General features: G+C 36.1%; 17 protein-coding genes, 2 tRNA genes and 1 pseudogene. 14 read left to right on the forward strand and 6 right to left on the reverse strand.

From position 1 onward, the window contains the following. Positions 1-61 precede the first annotated feature (61 nt). Positions 62-781, forward strand: a complete 720-nt coding sequence (locus HCD_RS03555) for a hypothetical protein (RefSeq protein WP_014659223.1) — start codon at positions 62-64, stop codon at positions 779-781. 137 nt (positions 782-918) lie between these two features. On the opposite strand, the gene HCD_RS03560 is transcribed toward HCD_RS03555, so the two are convergent. Continuing rightward, positions 919-1860, reverse strand: a complete 942-nt coding sequence (locus HCD_RS03560; RefSeq protein ID WP_014659224.1) for a D-2-hydroxyacid dehydrogenase — start codon at positions 1858-1860, stop codon at positions 919-921. A 129-nt stretch (positions 1861-1989) separates the two neighbouring features. Here HCD_RS03560 and HCD_RS03565 point away from each other — a divergent pair, with 129 nt between their 5' ends. After that, the gene (locus HCD_RS03565; RefSeq protein ID WP_014659225.1) at positions 1990-2430 is read left to right on the forward strand and encodes a hypothetical protein; all 441 of its coding nucleotides are present in this window, start codon (positions 1990-1992) and stop codon (positions 2428-2430) included. Between the two features lie 197 nt (positions 2431-2627). Here HCD_RS03565 and HCD_RS03570 read toward each other — a convergent pair. After that, positions 2628-2718: transfer RNA gene (locus HCD_RS03570), tRNA-Ser, on the reverse strand. A 130-nt stretch (positions 2719-2848) separates the two neighbouring features. Between HCD_RS03570 and fabD the strand changes: the two genes are divergently transcribed. From fabD to HCD_RS03615, 9 genes are all read left to right on the forward strand, one after another. Beyond that, entirely contained in the window at positions 2849-3778 is a 930-nt protein-coding gene (gene fabD / locus HCD_RS03575; RefSeq protein WP_014659226.1) for an ACP S-malonyltransferase, read from the forward strand. 7 nt (positions 3779-3785) lie between these two features. After that, positions 3786-4484: a 5'-methylthioadenosine/adenosylhomocysteine nucleosidase gene (locus HCD_RS03580; protein ID WP_144005881.1), complete on the forward strand. Its 699-nt coding sequence runs from the start codon at positions 3786-3788 to the stop codon at positions 4482-4484. Positions 4485-4570: 86 nt separating this feature from the next. Beyond that, positions 4571-6541 carry an RNA polymerase sigma factor RpoD gene (rpoD, locus tag HCD_RS03585; RefSeq protein ID WP_081482778.1) on the forward strand — a complete coding sequence of 657 codons (1971 nt, stop codon included), beginning with the start codon at positions 4571-4573 and terminating at the stop codon, positions 6539-6541. 20 nt (positions 6542-6561) lie between these two features. Further along, on the forward strand, positions 6562-7917 hold the full coding sequence (locus HCD_RS03590; protein WP_014659229.1) for an SH3 domain-containing C40 family peptidase: 1356 nt from the start codon (positions 6562-6564) through the stop codon (positions 7915-7917). Positions 7918-7975: 58 nt separating this feature from the next. Further along, positions 7976-9331 (forward strand): FAD-dependent oxidoreductase, encoded by a 1356-nt coding sequence (locus HCD_RS03595; RefSeq protein ID WP_014659230.1) that lies wholly within the window; start codon positions 7976-7978, stop codon positions 9329-9331. A gap of 6 nt (positions 9332-9337) precedes the next feature. Continuing rightward, positions 9338-9526, forward strand: coding sequence for a DUF5408 family protein (locus HCD_RS03600; protein ID WP_014659231.1), 189 nt, complete (start codon positions 9338-9340; stop codon positions 9524-9526). A 112-nt stretch (positions 9527-9638) separates the two neighbouring features. Beyond that, positions 9639-10064 (forward strand): 50S ribosomal protein L13, encoded by a 426-nt coding sequence (rplM, locus tag HCD_RS03605; RefSeq protein ID WP_014659232.1) that lies wholly within the window; start codon positions 9639-9641, stop codon positions 10062-10064. Then, complete coding sequence (rpsI, locus tag HCD_RS03610) at positions 10061-10450, forward strand: 30S ribosomal protein S9 (protein WP_014659233.1); 390 nt, start codon at positions 10061-10063, stop codon at positions 10448-10450. The genes rplM and rpsI overlap by 4 nt, the downstream gene beginning before the upstream one ends. A 169-nt stretch (positions 10451-10619) precedes the next feature. Then, positions 10620-12647: a methyl-accepting chemotaxis protein gene (locus HCD_RS03615; protein WP_014659234.1), complete on the forward strand. Its 2028-nt coding sequence runs from the start codon at positions 10620-10622 to the stop codon at positions 12645-12647. Positions 12648-13036: 389 nt separating this feature from the next. Here HCD_RS03615 and HCD_RS03620 read toward each other — a convergent pair. The 4 genes and pseudogenes from HCD_RS03620 to rpsT form a co-directional block, all read right to left on the reverse strand. Further along, positions 13037-13783: pseudogene (locus HCD_RS03620) on the reverse strand (dentin sialophosphopreproprotein); the annotation flags it as partial. 112 nt (positions 13784-13895) lie between these two features. Beyond that, positions 13896-15623 (reverse strand): hypothetical protein, encoded by a 1728-nt coding sequence (locus HCD_RS03625; RefSeq protein WP_014659236.1) that lies wholly within the window; start codon positions 15621-15623, stop codon positions 13896-13898. 387 nt (positions 15624-16010) lie between these two features. Beyond that, positions 16011-17069 (reverse strand): peptide chain release factor 1, encoded by a 1059-nt coding sequence (gene prfA, locus HCD_RS03630; RefSeq protein ID WP_014659237.1) that lies wholly within the window; start codon positions 17067-17069, stop codon positions 16011-16013. A gap of 105 nt (positions 17070-17174) precedes the next feature. Continuing rightward, complete coding sequence (gene rpsT / locus HCD_RS03635) at positions 17175-17447, reverse strand: 30S ribosomal protein S20 (RefSeq protein ID WP_014659238.1); 273 nt, start codon at positions 17445-17447, stop codon at positions 17175-17177. A 90-nt stretch (positions 17448-17537) separates the two neighbouring features. Here rpsT and glmM point away from each other — a divergent pair, with 90 nt between their 5' ends. The 3 genes from glmM to HCD_RS03650 all read left to right on the forward strand — a co-directional run bounded on the left by glmM (position 17538) and on the right by HCD_RS03650 (position 19441). Beyond that, positions 17538-18875: a phosphoglucosamine mutase gene (glmM, locus tag HCD_RS03640; RefSeq protein WP_014659239.1), complete on the forward strand. Its 1338-nt coding sequence runs from the start codon at positions 17538-17540 to the stop codon at positions 18873-18875. Then, positions 18869-19342: a signal peptidase II gene (lspA, locus tag HCD_RS03645; RefSeq protein WP_014659240.1), complete on the forward strand. Its 474-nt coding sequence runs from the start codon at positions 18869-18871 to the stop codon at positions 19340-19342. Before glmM ends, lspA begins: the two co-directional genes overlap by 7 nt. A gap of 23 nt (positions 19343-19365) precedes the next feature. Next, positions 19366-19441 (forward strand) — tRNA-Val (locus HCD_RS03650). The last annotated feature ends 227 nt before the right edge of the window (positions 19442-19668 follow it).

The following is a 19668-nucleotide window of genomic DNA, read 5'->3' on the forward strand; positions in this document are numbered from 1 at the left end:
AAACTACACTATAATAAACAAATTCTAAACAAAAATTAAACTTTAAATTAAAGGAATTTTGATGAAAAAAATCATTTTAGTAGCGATAGCCTTATTGATAAGCGGTTGTGCGAGCTATAAAATCACGCCTGAAAATGTCAGCTCTTATAATAATGGCATTCAAGTGATGACCTCAACACAAACCAAGTCCAAAGTCCAGCTAGAAATCGCTCAAAGCAAATTAAAAGGTCTGAGTGAATCGCCCTTAGTGCTGTATGTTGCCGCACAAGTTTTAGAAGGTAATCCGGTTGTTTTTAGTCGTAAGGCGATTTCGGTTTCTATCAACAAAACTAAACTAGAAGTTTTAGGTTTGAAGCAAGTGATGAAATCTAGCTTTGATTTTGAAAGCATTTTGCAAAGCTTTAATATTACCGTACCGACAACACCGGTGGATAATGTGAATGTCATCGCTCCGCCCATGTATTACTACGGACAAGGGGGATTCTTAGCCTATAATGGCATGATGTATGGGGGAATGGGCATGGGAATGTATGGAACAGGCTTAGGCATGATGATGATGGATGATGTAGAAGAGCAAGAGATTATGCAAGAAAGCCGCCAAGCCTTGAAAATTTTAGCCATTAATTATCTTAAAAATAACACCCTTAATGTGGAAAACAAAGCTAAGGGGGGGTTTGTGGTGGTGGATACCAAGAACCTTAAAACTCCGGGCGTTGTTATTATCAAAGTCTTTTTAGAAGATGAAATCCACACTTTTAAAATTGATATTTCTAAGGCCTAATACTTCTTTAAAAAGAGAGATTTAAGAATTAATTGCTTAAAACTTCTCTTTTTAAAAGTATTTGTTTTAAATAGTGTTTGCTTAGCGCTTAAGCTCACTTGGTCTCTCATCTCCTAAAAATTTGGAATGCTTTATATTCAGGCATTTTGTTCCAAAAAAACTTGGATATTTTCTTTTGTCTTTTCTACCAGCACTTTTAAGCTATTGCTATATGCCCACGCTATGTGGGGTGTTAAAAGCAATTTGTTTTGAATCTTTGGATTTAAAAAAGCATGCCCTTTTTCTAAAGGCTCTTTAACAAACACATCGCTTGCATAATACAAATCTCTTGTCTCTAAAACCTGAGCTAAATCCTTTTCATTCACAATGCCCCCACGCCCCATGTTAATTAAAATCGCCCCTTGCTTTAGGCTCTTTAGCTCTTTTAAAGCGATTAAATTATGCGTGCTTTCATTTAAAGGGGCATGAATGCTAATAATATCGCTTGTCTTTAACAAATTCTCTAAACTCAAACGCTCATAGCCTTCTTTTTTATCTCTCGTGGAGCTATACACCACTTTTGCCTTAAAAGCTTGAGCGAGACTAGCTACTCTTTTACCGATATTTCCCAGACCAATAATGCCCCATTGACAGCCTTCAACAAGCCCCATTTTCCCACCCACATGGGTAAAAATATCGCTTTGACTATACGCCCCACTTTTACAATAGCTATCATAATAATTAAGCCTTCCTAATAAAGATAACGCGCATGCTAAAGTGTGCTGTGCCACTGATTCTGTAGAATAAGCACTCACATTTTTAACTTCTATGCCCAATTCTTTCGCGCTCTTAACATCTACATTATCCATGCCTGTTGCGGTAATACAAATAAGCTTGAGCCTAGGCAACTTCATTAAAATTTCTTTTGTCATCACAATTTTGTTTAAGACAATAATTTCAGCATCTATAGAGCGTTCAATCACTTCAGCAGGTAAAGTCGTTTCATAGAAGCAAAAATTTGCCACTTCTTTTAAAGTCTCTAAAGCCTTTAATCCAATGGTTTTAGCGTCTAACACAACGCCTTTTTTGAATGTTTTCATGCATTGTCCTCTATAATTTAGTTTTAAAATTATATAATAGCCACAAAATTACCTTTCTAAAGAGATAGGCATGCCAAAAACAAAAAAAACACCCTTCCTTGTAGCCTTTCTGTCAAACTCTCATGGTTTATGCGGCTTCTCATTAAATGGCGCACCCGCTCTTTGAGCCATAAAAACATGGCTTTAGTGCAAATCTTAAGCATTCTAACCCTAGCGAGCAAGGCTAACGAAGATTTAGAAGAACAACTCAAAAAAGTTAAAGATTATATTCATAGAACCCTAAACGCCAAAATTGCATCAGATATTTATAATAGAGTGTTAGTTTTAGTGAGTGAATATTGTGCGAATGAAGAATTATTTGACAAAGAGAGCGTTAAAATTTCGGAACTACTCATTCAAGATATTCAGCTCTACACCCTTGTAGATGAAATGCTTAAAGAAAATAAATACCAAGTCCAGCACACTATCTTAAAAGGCGTTATCAAACGCAAATACGATGAAACCTATTCGCTCAATAGCGAAGATAAAATCCTTTTAGAATACCAAGAACGCTTACTAGGGTTATCTTAAACCTTCTTTTCTTTTGTTTCTTTAAAACCATAGGGGCTTTTCTGATGCTTGTATTGGGTCTAGGTTGGGTGTCTCTCTCCACCCAACCTAAGTATTTGTATTTGTAAAATCTGTAAAAGGAGTGTTGTAAAAGGAATGCTTAGAAACTCTATGTCTCATTGAGACAATCTAAACAAAAAGTTTAAAGGCAAAAAGGCTGGCGGACAGGGAGGGATTCGAACCCTCGGTAACCTTACGGCTACGCATCCTTAGCAGGGATGTGGTTTCAGCCAACTCACCCACCTGTCCTTAACTTAAGGTAGAATTATAGTAAATTAACTTGAAAGAAATCTTAAACTTTAATCGTTTCTAAACAAAACTAAAGCCTTTTCATACTACAATTTCTCTCAAACAAATAATTTATATTAAGGATAACACCATGCAATACGCACTATTATTTCCGGGACAAGGCTCGCAATGTATAGGAATGGGAAAATCATTTTATGAAAGCCACACTCTAGCAAAAGAATTGTTTGAAAAAGCTTCTGGCGTGCTTAAAGTGGATATGAAAAAATTGCTTTTTGAAGAAAACGAGCTTTTGAAAGAGAGTGCTTACACCCAACCTGCAATTTATTTGGTTAGCCATATCGCTTATGAGCTACTTAATAAGCATGTAGATGGGGGACTAAAACCCGCCTTTGCTCTAGGGCATTCACTGGGTGAAGTGAGTGCGGTGTCTTTGAGTGGGGCATTAGATTTTGACAAAGCTATTAAACTCACACACCAAAGGGGCAAAATGATGCAAGAAGTGTGCGTGGGCAAAGATGTGTCTATGATGGTGGTTTTAGGCGTTTCTGAAGAAAAGCTTCTAAGCTTGTGTCAAAAAACTAAAAATGTGTGGTGTGCGAATTTTAATGGCGGAATGCAAGTGGTTTTAGCAGGGCTTAAAAACGATTTGAAAGCTCTAGAACCGACCTTAAAAGAAATGGGGGCTAAGAGAGTGGTTTTCTTAGAAATGAGCGTGGCGAGCCATTGCCCCTTTTTAGAGCCTATGGTTTTTAAATTCCAGGAATTACTAGAAAAACATTTAAAAGACAAATTTAATTTTGAGATTATTTCTAATGCGACCAAAGAAGCTTATAACAATAAAGAAAAAGCCATTGAATTATTGAGCTTGCAACTCACTCAGCCGGTGTGCTATCAAGATTGCGTAAAGTCTAATAATGACAGAGTGGATGCGTTTTTTGAATTAGGCTGTGGGAGTGTCTTAAAAGGGCTTAATAAACGATTGAGCAATAAGCCAACCATAAGCGTAGGGGATAATAAGGGGCTTGAAGAAGCCATTGAATTTTTAGAAGAATATGTATAAGGAAAAAATCATGCAAAAAATTGGCATTTTAGGAGCGATGAGAGAAGAGATAGCCCCTATACTAGAATTGTTTGGCGTGAATTTTGAAGAAATTTCTTTAGGGGGGAATGTTTTTCACAAGGGCATTTACAACAATAAAGAAATCATTGTAGCTTATAGCAAAATTGGCAAAGTGCATTCTACCTTAACCACGACGAGCATGATTTTAGCTTTTGGCGTAGAAAAGGTGCTTTTTAGTGGGGTGGCTGGAAGCCTAGTTAAAGACTTAAAAATTAATGATTTGCTGGTGGCTCAAAAATTAGTTCAGCATGATGTGGATTTGAGTGCGTTTGAACACCCCTTGGGGTTTATTCCTGAAAGTGAAATTTTTGTTAAAACCTGTAAGGACTTAAACGCTTTAGCTCATAAAGTAGCTAACGAACAGGGACTTGATTTAAAAGAAGGCATCATCGCTTCGGGCGACCAGTTTGTCCATAGCAAAGCAAGAAAAGAATTTTTAATCAACGAGTTTAAGGCTAGTGCGGTGGAAATGGAAGGAGCAAGCGTAGCGTTTGTGTGCCACAAATTTGATGTGCCATGCTGTGTTTTAAGAAGCATTAGCGATAATGCTGATGAAGAAGCCGATGTGAGTTTTGATGACTTTTTAGAAGAAAGTGCTAAAACTTCGGCTAAGTTTTTAAAAAGCATGGTAGATAAAATGGACTAAATATAACCAAAATTTAAGCTACTTTTTAGTAAAATCACGCCCTTAGTATTTAGGCTATCTCATCTAGACTGACACTTTTTAAAAGTGTGGGTTCTTATTTTATGGAGTGTTCAATGAAAAAGAAAACCGACGAAGAAAAAAAACCTAAAAAAGCCAAGCAAGAATCCAAACTTAAAGAGAGTAAGGCTAAAGAAACCAAACCTATCAAAAAGCCTAGTTTCAATGAAGAATTAGAAGAATTATTTGCAAATTCCTTGAATGATTGCATCTCTTATGAATCCATTATCCAAATCAGTGCGAAAGTTCCCACTCTAGCCCAAATCAAAAAAATCAAGGAATTGTGCCAAAAATACCAAAAAGAATTAGTCAGCTCTTCAGAATACGCTAAAAAACTCAATGCGATAGACAGAATCAAAAACACTGAAGAAAAACAGAAAGTCCTAGAAGAAGAATTAGAAGACGGCTATGACTTTTTGAAAGAAAAAGAGTTTTTAGAGTGGAGTAGAAGCGATAGCCCGGTGCGTATGTATTTGCGTGAAATGGGACAAATCGTGCTTTTAAGCAAAGATGAAGAAGTGGAGTTGAGCAAGCAAATCCGTCTGGGCGAAGATATTATCTTAGATGCGATTTGCTCGGTGCCGTATTTAATTGATTTTATCTACGCTTATAAAGACGCCCTAATCAATCGTGAACGAAGAGTGAAAGAACTCTTTAGAAGCTTTGATGATGACGATGAGTCTAGTGCAAGCGATTCTAAAAAAGATGATGATAATGATGAAAACGAAGAAAACGAAGAAGGCAAAAAAGTCGTTTCTGAAAAAGATAAGAAGCGTGTAGAAAAAGTTCAAGAGAGCTTTAAAGCCCTAGACAAAGCCAAAAAAGAATGGCTTAAAACCCTTGAAGCCCCTGTAGATGAGCAAGAAGATGAGCTAGTGCGGTTATTGACTCTAGCTTATAAACGCCAAATGCTTAAGGACAGACTCTATGATTTAGGTCCCACAAGCAAACTTATCAATGAGCTAGTGAAAACCATGGAAACCACTCTAAAAAGTGGCGATGGATTTGAAAAAGAATTGAAACGCTTAGAATACAAGCTGCCCTTATTTAATGATGCATTAGTTGAAAACCACCAAAAAATCCTTGCTAATATCACTCATATGACTAAAGATGATATTATCGCTCAAGTGCCAGAAGCCACTATGGTTAGCGTGTATATGGAGCTTAAAAAACTCTTTTTAACCAAAGAAGCGAGTGAAGAAGGCTTTGATTTAGACCCTAACAAGCTCAAAGAGATTTTAGAGCAAATCAAAAGGGGAAAATTAATTTCTGATAGAGCTAAGAATAAAATGGCTAAATCTAATTTAAGGCTAGTGGTAAGCATTGCCAAACGCTTTACAAGCAGGGGCTTACCTTTCTTAGACTTGATTCAAGAAGGTAATATCGGCTTGATGAAAGCGGTGGATAAATTTGAGTATGAAAAAGGCTTTAAGTTTTCTACCTATGCGACTTGGTGGATTAAACAAGCTATCAGTCGTGCCATAGCTGACCAAGCCCGCACCATTCGTATTCCCATTCATATGATTGATACCATTAATCGCATCAATAAAGTCATGCGTAAGCACATACAAGAGAATGGTAAAGAACCAGATTTGGAAGTGGTGGCTGAAGAAGTAGGGCTTTCATTAGATAAAGTTAAAAATGTGATTAAAGTTACTAAAGAGCCTATTAGCTTAGAAGCTCCAGTAGGCAATGATGAAGATGGTAAATTTGGGGATTTTGTAGAAGATAAAAATGTGGTAAGCTCCATAGACCATATCATGCGAGAAGATTTGAAGGCTCAAATTGATGGCGTTTTAGACCAATTGAACGAACGAGAAAAGGCAGTGATTCGCATGCGTTTTGGTCTTTTAGACGATGAAAGCGATAGGACTTTAGAAGAAATTGGCAAAGAATTGAATGTTACACGAGAGAGAGTGCGTCAAATTGAAAGCTCTGCCATTAAAAAACTTAGAAGCCCACAATATGGGCGTATTCTAAGAAATTATTTGCGTATCTGATTTAAAAGGTTTTTTAAGACATGCGTTACTTTATTGTGATACTCTTGCTTCTATTTGCAGGTTGTGCGAATAAGGATTTGAAGCTCAAGGATTTATCCTTGTCTCAAGAAGCTTCAAGCTATCTCACACCCCCTAAAGGCGATGGCATTGACACCCAAACCTTAAAAGAAGTTTTAAAAAAGAGCTATCTCAAAGCGTGGTATTCCCCATGGCTAGATATGGAGATTAAGAGCGATAAAAAAGAAGTGTTTTGGATGCTTGAAAGCATGCGTAATTTCGCAGGCTATGGCGAAGATTTGAAGCTCAATTCAAAAGCCCTGAATGATGAGCTTATTAAAAGCATGGATATTGAGCATTATCCAAGCGCTAAGATTAAAGCCGTTGTAGTGCGAGATAGCGATGTGAGAGCTATGCCTACAAACAAGCCCTATTATCGCTCCAAAAAAGGCTATCCCTTTGACAGGTATCAAAATTCGTTGATTTTTCAAGGCACACCGGTTTTAATCACGCATTTTAATACTACTAAAACTTATGCCCACATTCAAAGTAGTTTCGTGTATGGCTGGATTAAAACTAGCGATTTAGCTTACATGCACCATAAGGACATAGAGCTTTTAACGCAACTCAAAGATTATGTCATGCCCATAAGCGACAAAATCCCCCTTTATACGGATTATGGAAATTTTTATACCCAAGCTAGAGTGGGCGAACTCTTTACGCTCATTCCTAAAAACCCTTCTAAAATACACTCCAAAAAAGAACCTTTAAAAGCCTATGGTTTTTTGAGAGATTCTAAAGGCTATGCGACTTTACAAAGCGTGGTTTTAAAAGAAAAGGATTTTTTTGTTTTCCCCAAAACTTTTAATGATGAAAACATGGCTCATTTTATAGACACCATGCTGGGGCAAAAATACGGCTGGGGTGGGCTATTAGGCAATAGAGATTGCTCAGCCTTCACCAAGGACAGCTTCGCTAATTTTGGCATTTTACTACCCCGCAATTCTTACGCACAAAGCCACTATGCAAACAATTATGTTGACTTAAGCTCCATGAATGCCACAGAAAAAGAGCGTTACATCACTACTTATGCCACACCTTTTGCCACACTCTTATACTTAAGGGGGCATATCATGTTGTATCTGGGCATCTATAATAACCAAGCTATAGTCGCTCATAGCATTTGGTCGGTTCAAACTCAAAAGCATTTCAAAACCTTGAGTCATAACATAGGGGGCGTAGTGATTACTTCATTATGGTTAGCTAAAGAATATAATGGAGCGTTTTCTAAAAAGAAATTATTGATTGATAGGGTGCTTGGAATGAGTGATTTAAGGGCGTTTGCTAAGGAAACTTTAAATCCTTTAAGCGCTAATTGACTTTCTTATACTATGATTATAATTTGTGAATTTAAAATATTTGATTTGGAGAAATACAATGAGTATGGAATTTGATGCCGTTATTATTGGTGGTGGGGTTTCAGGGTGTGCGACCTTTTATACCTTGAGTGAATACAGCTCTTTAAAGCGTGTCGCCATTGTTGAAAAATGCCCTAAATTAGCTCAAATCAGCTCTAGTGCTAAGGCTAATTCACAAACCATTCACGATGGCTCTATTGAGACTAATTACACTCCAGAAAAAGCTAAAAAAGTGCGTTTGAGCGCTTACAAAACCAGACAATACGCTCTCAATAAAGGCTTGCAAAATAAAGCGATTTTTGAAACTCAAAAAATGGCTATAGGCGTGGGCGATGAAGAATGCGAGTTTATGAAAAAACGCTACGAAGCTTTTAAAGAAATTTTTACTGACTTAGAAGAATTTGACAAACAAAAGATTAAAGACTTAGAGCCGAATGTGATTTTAGGGGCTAATGGTGTAGATAGGCATGAAAACATTATCGGTCATGGCTACAGAAAAGATTGGAGTACCATGAATTATGCGAAGTTGAGCGAGAACTTCGTGGAAGAAGCTTTAAAATTAAAGCCTGATAACCAAGTGTTTTTAAACTTCAAAGTTAAAAAGATTGAAAGGCGTAATGATGGCTATGCATTGATTTCAGAAGACGCTGAAGAAGTGTATGCTAAATTTGTTTTAGTGAATGCTGGCTCTTATGCCCTACCCTTAGCTCAAAGCATGGGCTATGGCCTAGATTTAGGGTGCTTACCTGTGGCGGGTAGCTTTTATTTTGTGCCAGATTTGTTAAGGGGTAAGGTCTATACCGTTCAAAACCCCAAACTCCCCTTTGCAGCCGTGCATGGCGACCCTGATGCTGTGATTAAGGGTAAGACACGAATTGGACCCACCGCATTAGCGATGCCCAAATTAGAACGCAATAAGTATTGGCTCAAGGGCATTAGCCTAGAATTATTGAAAATGGATTTGAATAAAGATGTGTTTAAAATCATGTTTGATTTGATGAGCGATAGAGAAATCCGTAATTATGTGTTTAAAAACATGGTTTTTGAATTACCCGCTATCGGCAAACGACAATTTTTAAAAGACGCTCAAAAAATTATCCCTTCGCTCAGTCTAGAAGATTTAGAATACGCCCATGGTTTTGGCGAAGTGCGTCCGCAAGTATTAGACAGAACCAAGCAAAAACTAGAATTGGGCGAAAAAAAGATTTGCACGCATAAAGGCATCACCTTTAACATGACCCCATCTCCTGGTGCGACAAGTTGCATGCAAAACGCCCTTGTTGATTCCCAAGAAATCGCTGAATATTTAGGCGAGAGCTTTGAATTAGAGCGGTTTTATAAAGATTTGTCCCCAGAAGAATTAGAGAGCTTATAAAAAACAATGCAAGAAAACGAAGCCCTTCTCATCGCTAAACGAGCCATTAAAATCGTCTTTTTCTTAGGACTTTTTGTGCTGCTCTTAATGATGATAAACCTTTATATGCTCATCAATCAAATCAATGCAAGCGCTAAAATGAGCCAACAAATCAAGCAATTAGAAGCCAAACTCCATCATCAAAAGCCAGAGTGAAACACTCAAGCCCAAATGGCATTAAAATCAAACATTAAAATTTTCTTAAATTCAGCAACATTTAAGCTTATTTCTTTATAATGAACGCTTTAAATTTATTAAAGGAAGTCCTATGACAAAGACCGCTAAAGTCAATGACATCGTCCGTGATTGGGTTGTTTTAGACGCTAAAGACAAAGTTTTTGGCCGCTTAATCACCGAAATCGCCGTGCTTTTAAGGGGAAAACACCGCCCTTTTTACACCCCTAATGTAGATTGTGGGGATTTTGTAGTGGTTATCAATGCTGACAAAGTTAAGTTTTCTGGCATGAAGTTAGAAGATAAAGAGTATTTTACCCATTCAGGCTATTTTGGTAGCACTAAAAGTAAAACTCTTCAAGAAATGCTAGAAAAAACCCCTGAAAAGCTCTACCACTTAGCCGTTAGGGGTATGCTTCCTAAGACTAAATTAGGAAAAGCAATGATTAAAAAACTCAAAGTTTATCGTAATGATAAGCACCCCCACACCGCACAAATCAGCAAAAAGGATGCTAAATGAAAAAAATCTATGCTACCGGTAAAAGAAAAACCGCTATCGCTAAAGTTTGGCTAAGCGTTGGAAAAGGGGAAATGTCTATCAATGACCAAAGCTTGAATCAATGGTTAGGTGGGCATGAAGCCATCAAAATGAAGGTTATGCAACCCTTACTTTTAACCAAACAAGAACAATCCGTGGATATTAAAGCAGTGGTTTTTGGTGGGGGTTACTCCGCTCAAGCTGAAGCCTTAAGACATGGTATTTCTAAAGCCTTGAACGCTTATGATATTGCTTTCAGAGCGATTTTAAAACCTAAGGGCTTACTCACTAGAGATTCAAGAGTGGTTGAGCGTAAGAAATATGGTAAAAGAAAGGCTAGAAGAAGCCCACAATTCTCTAAGAGATAATCTCTTCCAAAGGGAGGGCTTTAGGCTCTCTTACTCTCTATATTATTAACCTAATTCTTTTCAATATTGCCTTGATTTTGCGAAACATCTTTAGCTATTTTTGAGCTATTGAGTAAAAATTAATATATAATAGTAGGTTTTTTGTAATCAGTAGTTTAAGGTGAAGGCGATGAAATCCACAAAAATTGGTTCTAAAATTGTTATGAGAGTGTGTGCGGTTGTTATCACTATGACCGCCATTATGGGCTTTATTATCAACAATAAGGTTGAAGTTGTCTTACAGCGCCAAGCCACAGAATTATTGCAAAAAAAAGCTCAATTAGTCAGCCTTAATGTTCAAGGTATTATTAAGCGCATTTTTATTGGAGCGAACACTCTTGAAGGGATTTTAAGCGATGAAAACGGCTCCATTGATGACACACTAAAATGGCGTATACTCTCTGATTATTTAGTCTCAAATCCCCACACTTCTGCAATCAGTATCACTTATATTAACAATAATAAACGCACGCTCACAGTAATGAAAATGGGGCAAAAAATCATGCAACATAATACACCCCTTAATCAGAGGGTTGTAAGTCAGGCTAGTTCACTCAAACATCTGGTCCATTCAGAGCCTTATTATAAAGATATTCATGGCCATAGAATCTATGGAATGGATATTGCCTTTCCTTTAACAGATAAAAATCAAAATGCTGTAGGCGTGCTGAATATCTTTTTAAACATTGATTCGTTTTATATAGATGTAGTAGGCAAGAAAAAAAGCAACACTTTTTTAATGGGGAAAGATGGCAGACTTTTAATCAACTCTAATCGTGAGATTCAAGATAAGATTTTAACCGCTATCAATCCGGATAAACGAGTGCTTAAGGCTATTGAGTATTATAATAAAAACAAAGCTGGTACTTTAAGCTATCACTCATTGAGTGAGGATACAGAAACTTTTTTAGCCATACAGCCTTTTGACTTTTTTGAAGGAGTTTCTAAAAAGGATAGCAGCAACAACTTGCATTGGGCTATTGGAAAATACATTAATAAATCAGAAGTGTTTAAAGAAGCTACAAACACTAGGTTTATAATCATTATCACTTTGATTTTAAGCGTGCTGGGGCTAACTATTTTAGTCTTTATTATCGTTGCAAAGCTAGTAACCAAGCGTATTAATGTAGTCAATAATACCTTAAATAATTTCTTCAACTTGCTAAATAACCCTAAAACAAGCCATACCATACGCCTAACGCCCCCTAGTGCCTATGATGAAATTGGGCAAATGCAAGCTTCTATCAATGAAAACATTCTTAAAACCCAAGAGAATATACAGGCGGATACCGAAGCGATTCAAAACAGCATTGAAGTAGCAACCCATGTAGAGAATGGGGATTTTACCAAAGAAATTACATGTGTGCCTAAAAGCGAAGATTTGCAAGCCCTAAGAAACACTATTAATGGCATTATTCAATATTTTCGCAACCAAATCGGCTCTAACATACATGTCTTAAGTAGCACCTTAGAGCATTATAAAAACTTGGATTTTACCCATAATATCCAAAACCCTAAAGCCAATATGGAAAAAGCAATGAATGCCCTAGGGCAAGAAATTTCTAGTATGCTTAAAGCTTCTTTAGGGTTTGCTAACACGCTTGATAATGAATCAAAAAATTTAAAAACTTGCGTAGACAATCTTACCAAAACCGCCCACAAGCAAGATGAGAGTTTGCAAAATACCACCCATTCTTTAGAAGAAATTACAAGCATCATTACCGCTATTGATTCTAAGAGTCAAGAAATGATTGCACAAAGTCAAGACATTAAAAGCGTAGTAGATATTATTAGAGACATCGCCGACCAAACAAATCTATTAGCCCTAAATGCGGCCATTGAAGCTGCACGAGCGGGCGAGCATGGTAGGGGCTTTGCAGTAGTGGCTGATGAAGTGAGAAAACTTGCTGAAAGAACTCAAAAATCTCTAAGTGAAGTAGAAACCAACATCAATATTCTCGTTCAGAGCATTGCTGATAACGCCGAATCTATCAAAATGCAAAATAAGGGAGTGGAAAATATTCACAACTCTATTGACACACTGCAACAAGATGTTCAAGATAATTTGCATATCGCTAACACTTCTTTACAGGTCAGTGATAGAATTGATGGTATTTCACAAGACATCTTAGAAGATGTGGGTGGGAAGAAGTTTTAATACGCTTCCATATCATTCATATCGCCCATATCCACACTATCATCGCCCCCGGGGTTTTCATCGGTAGGGTCATTGGGGGTATCATCAGTATCGGTCGTTTGGTCGGTAGTGGCATCAGAATTATCTTGTGTGGGCGTTGTAATGGTGTCAGTCATTTCTTTATCGGTAGTCGTATTGTTTGTATCATCAGAATGAGTTTCTGTAGTGGTTGTATCAGTCGAGTCAATAGAATGAGTGTCTGTATCGCTACGCTCTGTGTCATGGGCAGTTTCTGTGGTTTGTTTTAGGTCTTGCATTTTATCTTGCCTCTTATCTTGCAGGGTATCTTGTGAAGTGCTGGTATTTTGAGTGGTATCCTTGTTGTCATGTTCTTTCATTGTGCCACGATAATAGCCCATTAAGTTTGTGTGTTCTAAATCTTTGGTGTCGTCATTATCATTATCGTAGGTATCATTGAGATGATTTTCATGCTCTAAACTCTCTTCTTTATTCAAGGCGTAAAGATAATTCTCTAGCATTAAGTAATCTTGGATTTGTGCCATTAAAACCAAGTTGGGATAGAACCCATACATACCATAATAAAAGCCATACATACCATAATAAGGGCTGTAGTAATTTATAAAATTATGGTGATTCATATTGCTTCTATAAAATCTAGTGTTTTGATTTTGCTCGTTTTCTTGTTGCTTGAGATACACCCCTACCACACTCAAATCAGCAAGCATTTTTTGAGCCACTTCTTGGTCTTTTAAAGAAACGCCCAAAGGAATGTAAATGCCGGTGCGATAGCTATAAAAAGAATTTCTGGCGATGATTTTAAGATTGTATCTCAAGTCTTTTTGTAATTTTAAGGCTTGTTTCAAATATGCATGCGTTCTCAAACCCCCCAAATTAGAGCCAAAACGCATTTTTTCTACTAACTCGCTGAATTTTTTCGCATCGCCATTAGCCACATTGATATAGTTTAAAGCCGTAGCCCCCCATTCTTTAGTGTTACCTTTCCAACCCCCAATATCCACTACCTTTGATACTAGCTCCCCTTTTAAATGCGAATCTTTTAAATCAAACAACGCTTTATTCAAGCTTGTGGCTTTTAAGCTAAGCACCACAATAAAAAGGATTTTTACAACTCTCATCTATAGCCCCCAAAAATATCTCTTGCAATCATTATAAACTAGTTTTAGAAATCAAATGACTAAAAAAGCTTGCTTCTTTCAAAGCTTGCTTAGTTTTTAAAAAGCTTTTTATTTAAAAACCATGCTCTATTTTTTCTAATCGCCCCTTGTATTCAACCCATAAAGTGATGTTGTGAATATCTGTATCCTTGCATGGAGTATAGATTGATATCGTTTCATGCGTAGGATTTAAAGTTTGAATGGGTTTGTTTTTGATTTCTGATAAAAATTTTATAGACTCGCTTAGGGGCTGATTATTAATTTTGTTTTTCTTTTCTTCATTTTTGTATGCCACACAACTCCCTTGATTGAGTTGCAAACGATAAATTTTAGCACTTCCAACATATAACTTAATATCTATCTTTGTAGCTTGTTTGTCATCTGCAAGTTTTTTATTAAAGCCAAATGCTAAGCGAGCCTTACAGGCATGCATATCTTTCTTGCCACAAATATCGTTGTATAAAAAAGATAGGTATATGGGAGAAAAAATTAAGAGTATCAAAGGGATAATCAATCTCTTCCAAATTTCAACTTTAAGCAATATCTTTATATAATCTCTTAAAGTTAAATTTAGTAGTTCTTCAGAAATTTTATCTTTTTTAAGTGGCTTAATTTTTGGTTTTTTTATATTTAATAAATGCTTCTTTAATAGTTTTCTCAATTTCTTTATTATAAAAATCCTATAGATTTTTATAAGGATTTTTCTCTTAAATTTTAGATATCTGTCATAAATTCTCTCAAAGAAAGAAATCCCATAAAATACTGGAGTAAATAAAAGTATTAATATTTTAAAAGCAATATAATTTTTAATTTTCTCGTTAGATTTTTTTATATCATCTTTTCTTTTACGCTCACAAATTATTAATAACCATTTTATCCTAGACTCTTCGTATTCTATTAATTCTTTCAAATCCTTAATCTTATTTTTCTTTCTTAAAAACTTACCATTAATCGCTTTTCTTATTTTATGCAAAGCAATGTTTCTACTAATAGAGACTAGAATCTCTTTTGAGATAATCATTAGAACAGTCAGAAATAATATACCAGCCACAACAATTAAGACTTTAGTGAATCTAAAGAACTTCAAAGATAATATTTTATAGGCAATATCTTTATTGACAATAACAAACACAATCCATGTAAGCAATGCAAAATAAAAATGTTTATCAAGAATTTGAGAATAAAGCATGGATTTTTCTATGCTGTTATCAAATTTCAAAAAACGAACAATAAGATAAATAATGTTGCACACCAAAATTAATAATAAAAATAAAGCAAATATTATGGTTATCCAAACCCCAGAGTTTTCTTTGCTCAATAGTTTGAAAGCTTGAAAAATACCATTTTCATAAAAACTATCTATTAGGATAAATACTGATGGAAATAATGAAAATAAAAGAAATAAAATAAAAAAGGGGAAACCCAGTAAAGAAAGCATTCTGACCATTTCTAACCAATCATTATTTTTTATCTCATTATTCTTAATGAGAGATATAGCACCACAGCCATAGTGAATAGCAAGAAAGAATATCAAAAACAATAATCCACCCTGAAACCAGTGGAACATAAAATACTCATTATCAAGAGTGTGCGAATAACTGAGTGACCAAATATCCCATATTTGCTTGCCTGTCATGTAATTCACTACATAGCAAGCTTGATAAATCACGATTATAAAAGTAGTCAATAAAGAAACCAAAAACACCGAAAGCTCTTTAATGTTTTTCAAAGGCTCATTCGCACGCTCTTGTAAAATTTTATAAACTTCTATTTCTTGTAGTCTTTTAACACAATAACTCATCAAACAGCTCCATATAAACAGACATTCAAATACAAATTTTTTAATCCCACAACACCATTTTAAAACAAATAGGGTTCTATTTAGTAAAACATTGATTAACAGAATTTATAGCTAAAAATATTTGACTAGAAAATCATTTAAACAAACATTTTTGGATTTTTGCAAAACTTTTCTTTTTTAACCCTTTAAAATTTAAAGTTTATCTATATTTGTTTTAATCAACACTCTTACAAATAGAACTATAAATCATTACAAGACTTAAAACAACTTACTTTTAATCACATACAAACACGCCATTTAAACCACAATAATAAGTGGCAATCAAGAGAGAATATTTTAAAAAGCCCTAAGTAGTGAGATTATTGCTAAGCAAAAACCAAACGGAGTTTATTCAAACTGGCTTTGAGCGTGAGCGATTAAAGGGTTAATCACTTCATCTAAATTTCCTGAAAGCATGATTTCTTCTAGGCTATACAAGGTCAAGTTGATTCTGTGTTCGCTCAAGCGATTTTGTGGGTAATTGTAAGTGCGCACTCTTTCGCTTCTATCCCCGCTACCAACTTGCTCTTTCCTGTCTTTAGCGTTAGCGAGCTGTTGCTCTTCAATTTGCTTTTCATAAAGGCGTGCTTTTAAGATTTTTAGGGCTTTGTCCTTATTTTTATGCTGGGATTTTTCATCTTGCATGCTCACGCTGATATTAGTAGGAATATGCGTGATACGAACAGCAGAGTCTGTGGTATTTACGCATTGTCCCCCATGACCTCCGGCACGAAAGACTTCAATTCTCAAATCGCTAGGATTGATAGAGACTTCCACATCATCTACTTCAGGCATAATTGCCACCGTGATAGCAGAAGTATGGATGCGTCCTTGAGATTCTGTCTCTGGAACTCTTTGGACTCTGTGTGTACCTGCTTCAAATTTGAGCCTTGAGTACACGCCCTTACCCTTAATAAGAGCAATGATTTCTTTGTAACCCCCTACGCTGTTTTCACTAGAGCTTACAATCTCTACTCTCCACTTTTTCAAATCCGCATAACGGCAATATGCCTTAAACAAATCCCCCACAAAAATGCCTGCCTCATCGCCCCCTGTACCAGCCCTTAGTTCTAAGTAGATGTTTTTATCGTCGTTAGGGTCTTTAGGAATGAGAAGTTGCTTGATACTTGTTTCAAGCTCGCCTTTTTTAACTTCTAAAACTTTTAATTCTTCTTTGGCTAGTTCGCTTAACTCTTTGTCTTCTAAAAGCTCTTTATTTTCCTTGATACTCTCTAAAACACTCAAATACTCCTTGCTTGCCATTGAAAGTTCTTCAATAGAGCTTTGCTCTTTGCTCAATTCAGTGAGCCTTTTGACATCGCTAATGATTTCACTATCGCTTAATAACGCCGTGATTTCATTATATCGTTTGAGAATAGAAGAAAGCTTTTCTACTAAAATGGACATGCTAAACTACCTGTATCAAAGAAAAATAGCTAAAAACGACACCCATAACAACCAACCATTACGGGTAGAGAGAAGTTAAAAAACGCTTCTTAGAAGACTTGCTCTTTAAGAAGCAAGAGCGATTTTTTTCACCGAAGCATTAAGCCTTGAGACTTTCCTAGAAGCGGTATTTTTCTTTAAAATACCCTTGCTGACAAATTTATGCAACTCTTTATTAGCGATTTTCAAACGCTCTTGAGCTTTTGCTACATCATTAGCTGCGACTGCTTCACGCACTGCCTTAATAATATTCTTAATCTTAGTTTTATAAAACCTGTTACGCTCAGTTCTTTTAATGGTCTGTCTGATTCTCTTTTCTGCGGACTTATGATTTGCCATAGCCTTAGTTTAATCCCTTTGTAATTTAAATTTTGGCATAATTCTATCTAAAAATTAATTAAAAGTAGTTTAAAAGGTATTTTTATAGTGATGAAAATTTTTGGAACTGATGGCGTAAGGGGTAAAGCGGGGGTGAAACTCACCCCTATGTTTGTCATGCGTTTGGGTATTGCAGCGGGGTTGTATTTCAAAAAACATGCTAAGACTCATAAAATCCTAATCGGTAAAGACACAAGAAAAAGTGGCTACATGATAGAAAACGCTTTGGTGAGTGCACTCACTTCTATAGGCTACAATATCATTCAAATAGGACCTATGCCTACTCCAGCGATTGCGTTTTTGACTGAAAACATGCGTTGTGATGCGGGTGTTATGATAAGTGCGAGCCACAACCCTTTTGAAGATAATGGCATTAAATTTTTCAACTCCCTTGGTTACAAACTTCAAGAAGAAGATGAAAAAGCCATTGAAGAAATCTTTCATAATGAAGAATTGCTACACTCTAGCTACAAGATAGGCGAGAATATCGGTAGTGCTAAAAGGATAGATGATGTCATAGGGCGTTACATCGTGCATTTAAAGCATTCTTTCCCCAAACATTTGAATTTGCAGGGCTTAAGAATAGTGCTAGATACAGCTAATGGAGCGGCTTACAAGGTAGCTCCGATAGTTTTTAGCGAGCTTGGGGCTGATGTCTTAGTGATTAATGATGAGCCTAATGGGTGTAATATCAACGAGCAATGCGGAGCGATTTATCCTAACCAGCTCAGCCAAGAAGTGAAAAAATATCGTGCGGATTTGGGTTTTGCTTTTGATGGCGATGCAGATAGGCTAGTGGTGGTGGATAATCTAGGAAATATCGTGCATGGAGATAAGCTTCTAGGGGTGTTAGGGGTTTATCAAAAATCTAAAAACGCTCTTTCTTCTAAAGTCGTTGTCGCCACTAGCATGAGCAACTTAGCCCTTAAAGAGTATTTAAAAACCCAAAATTTAGAGCTTAAGCATTGTGCGATTGGCGATAAATTTGTGAGTGAATGCATGCAATTAAATAAAGCCAATTTTGGGGGCGAACAAAGTGGGCATATTATTTTTAGCGATTACGCAAAAACCGGCGATGGCTTGGTGTGTGCATTACAAGTGAGTGCGTTAGTTTTAGAAAGCAAACAAATGAGTTCAGTCGCATTAAACCCCTTTGAACTATATCCCCAAAGCCTTGTGAATCTCAATATCCAAAGAAAGCTCCCCCTAGAGAGTCTAAAAGGCTATGTCCCACTCATTAAAGGGCTAGAAAAATTACAAATACGCCATCTCATTCGTTATAGTGGGACAGAAAATAAATTACGAATTCTTTTGGAATGCAAGGATGAAAAGCTATTGAACTCAAAAATGCAAGAGTTAAAAGAATTTTTTGAAGGGCATTTGTGTTGAAAACCACTCAAAAAAGCCTGTTGGTTTTTATAGGGGTTTTTCTTCTTATCTTAGGTTTAGACCAAGCGATTAAGCACACTATTTTAGAAGGGTTTCGCTATGAAAGTTCTGTTATAGATATTGTTTTAGTGTTTAATAAGGGCGTAGCGTTTTCGCTACTAAGTTTCTTAGATGAAGCGTTGAAATACCTACAAATCCTTTTAATCATAGGGCTTTTTGTTTTTTTAATGCGGCAAATGGATTTTTTCAAAACCCATTCTATAGAGTTTGGCATGGTATTTGGAGCTGGAACATCTAATATCCTAGACAGATTTGTGCATGGGGGCGTTGTGGATTATGTATACTACCATTATGGATTTGATTTTGCCATTTTTAATTTTGCTGATGTGATGATAGATGTAGGCGTGGGTGTTTTATTACTGAGACAATTCTTTTTTAAGCAAAAACAAAACAAAATTAAGGCATAATCAACTCTTTACTTTTCTAAAAAGGTCGCGTAGCTCAGTTGGTAGAGCACTACCTTGACATGGTAGTGGTCGCTGGTTCAAGTCCAGTCGTGGCCACCATTTACCCCTATTTTTAATTCTCATTTTATCAATTTTTAATTTCCACATGAATTTGTTTTAAAGAACATTAAACACGCTCAAACAATGCTTCAAACTGATAATACTAATTTGTTATACATAATACTTAGTTAATAGCCTATTCTGTTAATCTTAGTTAATAAAAACATTGCTACAATTATCCCAACCTTGATTGCGATATGTCTTCAAGGAAAACCACTAAAAGAAGG

The sequence above is a fragment of the Helicobacter cetorum MIT 99-5656 genome (assembly GCF_000259275.1).
Classification (GTDB): Bacteria; Campylobacterota; Campylobacteria; order Campylobacterales; family Helicobacteraceae; genus Helicobacter; species Helicobacter cetorum.

Excerpts from the sequence above, each read along its gene's own strand:
- HCD_RS03555 (WP_014659223.1), top strand. The coding sequence starts at position 62 with ATGAAAAAAATCATTTTAGTAGCGATAGCCTTATTGATAAGCGGTTGT.
- HCD_RS03560 (WP_014659224.1), bottom strand. The coding sequence starts at position 1,860 with ATGAAAACATTCAAAAAAGGCGTTGTGTTAGACGCTAAAACCATTGGA.
- HCD_RS03565 (WP_014659225.1), top strand. The coding sequence starts at position 1,990 with ATGCGGCTTCTCATTAAATGGCGCACCCGCTCTTTGAGCCATAAAAAC.
- fabD (WP_014659226.1), top strand. The coding sequence starts at position 2,849 with ATGCAATACGCACTATTATTTCCGGGACAAGGCTCGCAATGTATAGGA.
- HCD_RS03590 (WP_014659229.1), top strand. The coding sequence starts at position 6,562 with ATGCGTTACTTTATTGTGATACTCTTGCTTCTATTTGCAGGTTGTGCG.
- HCD_RS03595 (WP_014659230.1), top strand. The coding sequence starts at position 7,976 with ATGAGTATGGAATTTGATGCCGTTATTATTGGTGGTGGGGTTTCAGGG.
- HCD_RS03600 (WP_014659231.1), top strand. The coding sequence starts at position 9,338 with ATGCAAGAAAACGAAGCCCTTCTCATCGCTAAACGAGCCATTAAAATC.
- rplM (WP_014659232.1), top strand. The coding sequence starts at position 9,639 with ATGACAAAGACCGCTAAAGTCAATGACATCGTCCGTGATTGGGTTGTT.
- rpsI (WP_014659233.1), top strand. The coding sequence starts at position 10,061 with ATGAAAAAAATCTATGCTACCGGTAAAAGAAAAACCGCTATCGCTAAA.
- HCD_RS03615 (WP_014659234.1), top strand. The coding sequence starts at position 10,620 with ATGAAATCCACAAAAATTGGTTCTAAAATTGTTATGAGAGTGTGTGCG.
- HCD_RS03625 (WP_014659236.1), bottom strand. The coding sequence starts at position 15,623 with ATGAGTTATTGTGTTAAAAGACTACAAGAAATAGAAGTTTATAAAATT.
- prfA (WP_014659237.1), bottom strand. The coding sequence starts at position 17,069 with ATGTCCATTTTAGTAGAAAAGCTTTCTTCTATTCTCAAACGATATAAT.
- rpsT (WP_014659238.1), bottom strand. The coding sequence starts at position 17,447 with ATGGCAAATCATAAGTCCGCAGAAAAGAGAATCAGACAGACCATTAAA.
- glmM (WP_014659239.1), top strand. The coding sequence starts at position 17,538 with ATGAAAATTTTTGGAACTGATGGCGTAAGGGGTAAAGCGGGGGTGAAA.